This is a genomic window from Kribbella caucasensis, from assembly GCF_004361855.1.
Taxonomy (GTDB): domain Bacteria; phylum Actinomycetota; class Actinomycetes; order Propionibacteriales; family Kribbellaceae; genus Kribbella; species Kribbella caucasensis.
On record NZ_SNWQ01000077.1, the window covers coordinates 1 to 2,415 of the forward strand.

General features: G+C 64.2%; 2 protein-coding genes. Both read right to left on the reverse strand.

Annotated elements, in window-relative coordinates:
* Window positions 1-146: 146 nt before the first annotated feature.
* Complete coding sequence (locus EV643_RS43860; RefSeq protein WP_133806156.1) at window positions 147-461, reverse strand: hypothetical protein; 315 nt, start codon at window positions 459-461, stop codon at window positions 147-149.
* A gap of 94 nt (window positions 462-555) precedes the next feature.
* Window positions 556-2,202: an IS1634 family transposase gene (locus EV643_RS43865; RefSeq protein ID WP_133806157.1), complete on the reverse strand. Its 1,647-nt coding sequence runs from the start codon at window positions 2,200-2,202 to the stop codon at window positions 556-558.
* Window positions 2,203-2,415 lie beyond the last annotated feature (213 nt).

Genomic DNA, 2,415 nt, shown 5'->3' on the forward strand with positions numbered 1-2,415 from the left:
CCCCGTCCGCGACCAGCGAGCGGGGCCTTCCCACACCCCGCCCATCGGCAACACCGGTGACGCCTTCATCTGCAAGATGAACGACGGGCAACAGTCAGCCCTCCTTTCCCTAAAGAGGCTAGAGAAAGAAGGGCTGCCTAGATGGTTCAGTTTTCGAGGCTTGGAGGTTTGGTAAGGACCTCCGTCAGAGTCAGAGCGAGAAGATGAACCAGATCCCGCTCCAGGCCGAACGGCCTTCTCCAGGATTCGATACTGCAGAAGATCCCCAACAGAGTGATCACCCGGTACCGCCTGGCAACCGCGTCCTGGTACTTTCCTTCGATGTGCAAGAGGATGCGAAACACCCGCTTCATCACATCGGCCTCGTACTGCCTCCCACCGAAGTCGAAGGAGCCTGACAGAGAGTCAATGGCACTTACCAGATGCCTCCTAACGACGTAGCCCGCTTCCACTACGGACATGTCGTCGGTGACTCCCGCCAAGCTCCTTAGCTCAGGACAGAGGGCTAGCCGCTTAGGATGCGCCCCCCACCCCACCTGAGTTGGGTCATTCGGCTTAGTGCCTTGGGCTCGGCGACTCGAGGGCGTTGAGGATGGTCTCGATGTCGGGGCTGAGTGCGGGCGGGATCGTGTTGGTCACGCCGTTGATCTCGATGGTGGCCGAGCGCAGTGGCTTGAGGGTGCGCAGGAACCGGCGCAGCGACAGGCCGGTCCGGTTCTGCACGGTTCGGGACACCGCGAGCGCGGTGAACACGATGGTCAGGTGGGCTTCGATCGCGTCACGGGTCCGGGCAAACACGGGCCGGGCACGTAGGTCGGTCTTGGACATCCGGAACGACTGCTCGACGTGCCACAGGTCGTGGTAGCTCGCAATCACTTCATGCGCAGGCATGATGGTGGCCTCGATGTTGGTGACGTAGCCCTTCAAGCCGAGCAGCCGGCGTGCCCGCGCGAGTGATGCCTCGTCGAGGGTTTGGGCGCCGTTGCGGGTCTTGACGAACCGAGGTGTCCTCGCGGCCTTCTCGCCCGCGACGACAGCACGGGCCTTGTTCTCCTGCAGTGTCAGGGTCTTGTTGTCGCGCACCGCCCGTTTCGTGGAGTACGCCCACACCGCTCGCCATGATCGAGGATGGGCCTGCCGATCCCAGACCGGCTCGGCCTTCACCTTGGGGTCACTCGCGTTGCTCGTCATCCCGCGCTGGTCCTTCGGGGTGATGGTGTCGATCACCTGCCCGTCGGCGAAGGCGGTCCCGTGCCAGCGGAAGTGGGATTCGAGGTCCTTGGGTGCCTTCGTCACTCGGGACCCGACGATGAACCGTAGGCCTGCTTCGTCGAGGTCGCGCAGGTTGCCGGCCGACAGCATCCCGGCGTCGGCCACGACGACCATGTCCGTGATGCCGTGGCGTTCCTGGAAGGCCTTGACGATCGGGACGATCGTCAACGTTTCGGCCTTGTTGCCTTCGAAGCAGCCGATCTCGAGCGGGAACCCGTGGCGGTCGACCAGCAGCCCGACGACGATCTGAGGGTCGACGCGGCGTTCCTTGGAGTAGCCGACCTTGCGGAGGTCGTCGTCCTTGTCTGCTTCGAAGTAGAGCGTGGTGACGTCGTAGAGCACCAGACTCACGTCGCCGGTCGTGAGGGCGTGGCGGAAGCAGGTGGCTGCGATCTGGTCGCGGTAGCCGCCCGCGTGGGCACGCCGCAGCGTCCGTTTCCTGGTCGAATGGCTCGCTGATACCCGGCCCATCTCGGCCAGGACACGGTCGGTGTCGAGCAGGCTGGTCGGCTCAACGATCCGAGCGATCACCAGGTCGCGGAAGACCTCATCGCCCACGGCGTCGAAACCGAGGCTGGCGTACACCCCAGCCAGCGCGTCGTAGAGCAGCGCCGAGGAGGTCTTGAGTACCTGTGGCCGCGCCACCAACAGCCGCGACGTCGCTGCACCCGTCCTGTCGGCGAACAGCCCCGCAGTGCTGGGCGGCGGGACCATCACGACCTTCGTGCGCGCGGGCGTGATCCCGAGGTCCAGCACGCCTTGGCGGTCATCGTCAAGAAGGCGGTGGGCCTCCTCGATGAGCAGCCCGAGTTCGGCCTCGTCGCGTGCGGAGCCGACATGCCGCACGATCCGCCGCCGACCGTCCACCGACTCCGCGATCTGGACCGCTGTGGCACCCGAGGCCGTGCGAACCCGCCGAACCCAGGCCATCCGCGGATCCTACCGACCCGAATTAGTGCCTTGAACGCACACTAAGCTGACACATCGTCGCAGGTCAGCGCGTTGTACTCCTCAAGAAGCCCTGCAACTGACCCAAGTCAGGTCATAGGTCAGCCCTCCTTTCCCTAAAGAGGCTAGAGAAAGAAGGGCTGCCTAGATGGTTCAGTTTTCGAGGCTTGGAGGTTTGGTAAGGACCTCCGTCAG

What these genes read in the sequence shown, in the direction of transcription:
- EV643_RS43865 (WP_133806157.1), bottom strand. Translation starts at nt 2,202, where the DNA reads ATGGCCTGGGTTCGGCGGGTTCGCACGGCCTCGGGTGCCACAGCGGTC.
- EV643_RS43860 (WP_133806156.1), bottom strand. Translation starts at nt 461, where the DNA reads ATGTCCGTAGTGGAAGCGGGCTACGTCGTTAGGAGGCATCTGGTAAGT.